The 2817-nt window shown below is 50.1% G+C and carries 3 protein-coding genes; 1 reads left to right on the top strand and 2 read right to left on the bottom strand.

Translation table 11 applies throughout. The features are described from left to right. Positions 1-137: 137 nt before the first annotated feature. Together rlmN and PN462_RS02045 are read right to left on the bottom strand one after the other, a co-directional pair. Positions 138-1181 carry a 23S rRNA (adenine(2503)-C(2))-methyltransferase RlmN gene (rlmN, locus tag PN462_RS02040; protein ID WP_272126219.1) on the bottom strand — a complete coding sequence of 348 codons (1044 nt, stop codon included), beginning with the start codon at positions 1179-1181 and terminating at the stop codon, positions 138-140. A gap of 140 nt (positions 1182-1321) precedes the next feature. Further along, positions 1322-2272 carry an AAA family ATPase gene (locus PN462_RS02045; RefSeq protein ID WP_272126220.1) on the bottom strand — a complete coding sequence of 317 codons (951 nt, stop codon included), beginning with the start codon at positions 2270-2272 and terminating at the stop codon, positions 1322-1324. Positions 2273-2425: 153 nt separating this feature from the next. Here PN462_RS02045 and PN462_RS02050 point away from each other — a divergent pair. After that, positions 2426-2817: J domain-containing protein (locus PN462_RS02050; RefSeq protein ID WP_272126221.1), on the top strand; the 392-nt coding region annotated here is incomplete at its 3' end.

Raw genomic sequence — 2817 nt, forward strand, 5'->3', positions numbered from 1 at the left:
CACCTAGCCCCCTTTCCCAAAGGGCGAGGGGGGAAAGCACCCCCACCTAGCCCCCTTTCCCAAAGGGCGAGGGGGGAAAGCACCCCCACCTAGCCCCCTTTCCCAAAGGGCGAGGGGGGAAACTTTTATCTCACTGTTTACTGTTTACTGTTTACTGCTTGTGAGGCGCGGAGTTGGCCACAGGCGGCATTGGCTTCTAAGCCTCTGGAATAGCGGACGCTGGTGGCGATGTTGTGGTTTTGGAGAATTTCGCTAAATTGTTGAATGTTTTGTTTGCTGGGCCGTTGATAGTCGGCTTCGTTAATGGGGTTGTAGGGAATTAAGTTGACGTGGGATTGAAACCCTTTGAGGTGTTGTGCCAGTTGTTGGGCGTTTTCGGGTAAGTCGTTGACTCCTGCCAGGAGGATATATTCAAAGGTGACTCGTCGGCCTGTGATTTTGACGTATTCTCGGCAATCGTCTAATAAGGCGGTGAGGGGATAATGGTTGGCACTGGGGATGAGTTGGTGACGGAGGCGTTGGTTGGAGGCGTGGAGACTGACGGCAAAGGTGATTTGGAGGTGGTGTTGGGCGAGTTGTTGGATTTGTTTGGGGATGCCAACAGTGGAGATGGTTAAGGAGCGTTGTCCGATGCCGACATCTTGATTGAGCGATCGCACCGCCGCTACAACCTGTTCTAAGTTTAACAAAGGCTCACCCATACCCATAAACACTACATTACTCACCCGTCGTTGAAAGTCCTCTTGGACAGTTAACACTTGATCAACAATTTCATGGGCTTGTAAATTACGAGTAAATCCCCCTTTCCCGGTGGCACAGAAATCACAATTCATGGGACACCCCACTTGGGAGGAAACGCAGACGGTGAGGCGTTTTTTCGTGGGAATGCCTACAGTTTCAATGATTAACCCATCGGCGAGACGGAGTAAATATTTGCGGGTTTCATCGGGGGCAATGCTGCAATGATGAATAGCGGAACGGCCAATGGAGGTTTCGGCGAGGGTTTCGCGCCATTGTTTAGGAAAAACGGTAATTTCAGAGAGCGATCGCGCCCCTTTTTGATATAACCATTGATGCAATTGTTTCCCTCGATAAGAGGGTTGTCCTTGGGTTTGTACCCAGTCGGTGAGTTCACTTACGGATTGTCCTAAAAGGGGTAGAGTTTCGGTTTGAGTTGGCATTTTTTGTTTGTTTTTTGTTGTTTGTTATTGGTGGGAGAAACCGGGTTTCTCTCTAAAGTTATCGTGTTTAGCCTAAATTTTACACAGAAACCCGGTTTCTTAGCTTCAATTACCCATTACCCATTACCCATTACCCATTATTACCGTGGGACAGGAACTTGTTTTAAAAGAGAATTAATCACTTGCTCCACTTGTACCCCGTCTAACTGGGCTTCTGGTTTGAGGATGAGACGGTGACGGAGGAGGGGGGAAGCAACTGCTTTTATATCATCTGGGGTGACAAAACTTCGGCCTGCGATCCATGCTTGAGCCTTACTGGTTTGTAACCATGCTACCGCACATCGGGGAGAAGCCCCAATCTCCAGATCAGGGGATTGCCGCGATCGCGCAACCAACTCCAACAAATAATCTAACACCCCCTCCTCCACCTGCACCTGTTGCACCGCCTGTTGTGCCTCCAACACCTGCTCCACCGTTGCCACAGGCTGAATCTTCATAAAATTCAACCGCTTCGCCTGAAACCCCTTCTGGGTATTGAGCAGCATCTGTTTCTCCGCCGCTTGCTCCGGATAGTCCACCACCAACTTAAACAAAAAGCGGTCTAACTGGGCTTCCGGTAACGGATAAGTCCCCTCAAACTCTAACGGATTTTGGGTAGCGATCGTCCAAAATAACTGAGGCAGTCGTAACGTTTCCCCATCGAGCGTCACCTGTTGCTCCTCCATGGCCTCCAACAAGGCCGCTTGCGTCTTAGGAGGAGTCCGGTTGATCTCATCGGCCAATAACACCTCAGTAAACACCGGCCCCTTCTTGAGCGAAAACGTGCGACTATTGAGATCAAACACATTTGTCCCCAAAATATCCGACGGCAAAACATCCGGCGTTAACTGCACCCGGCGAAAATCCGCTTGGATCAACTTCGCCAACACCTTCACCAACAACGTTTTCCCCGTACCGGGGACCCCCTCCAAAATTACATGGCCTCCACTGAGGAGCGCGACGAGAAGTTGTTGAATTAAAGCCGATTGCCCGACTATAATACGTCCGAGGGCTTGACTGAGTGGATCGATTAAAGATTGATTAGAACTCATGCTCTGAATAAAGAGGGCAGAAGGGACAGGAAATGTCAGGGACAGGAAATGTCAAGGTTACACTACATTACTTTTTGTAGTTTTCCTAATATTTAAGATAGGTCAGGCTTATTCGCTTTAGCATAGGAAAGATGCCAATCGCTCCCAACGCTTATGAGACATCATCCAGATCACTATTACCGTTTGCTTGGACTCCAGCCGGGGGCCTCTCTAGAGGAGGTGAATCGGGCTTATAAAGATTTAGTCTTTGTTTGGCATCCCGACCGACTCCCCAAAGATGATCCTAGATTACTAGAACAAGCCGGGGAAAAAATCAAAGAATTAAACCAGGCCCGAGACTACCTCCGTTCGATTAAACCGCAACGTCCCATTTCCGTCCCCACCACTCCCCCTCGTCCTCAACCCCCAAAACGGCCTCAACCCACGTCCAACTATCGGCCACCCCAGTCCCGTCGTCCTCCCCAAGAGACGACCTATCGCCGTTCCCCCAGTTATCAACGGCCTCCCAGTTATCAACGGCCTCCCAGTTATCAACGGCCTCCCAG

This window comes from Spirulina sp. CS-785/01, assembly GCF_028330525.1.
GTDB lineage: Bacteria > Cyanobacteriota > Cyanobacteriia > Cyanobacteriales > Spirulinaceae > JAQMSD01.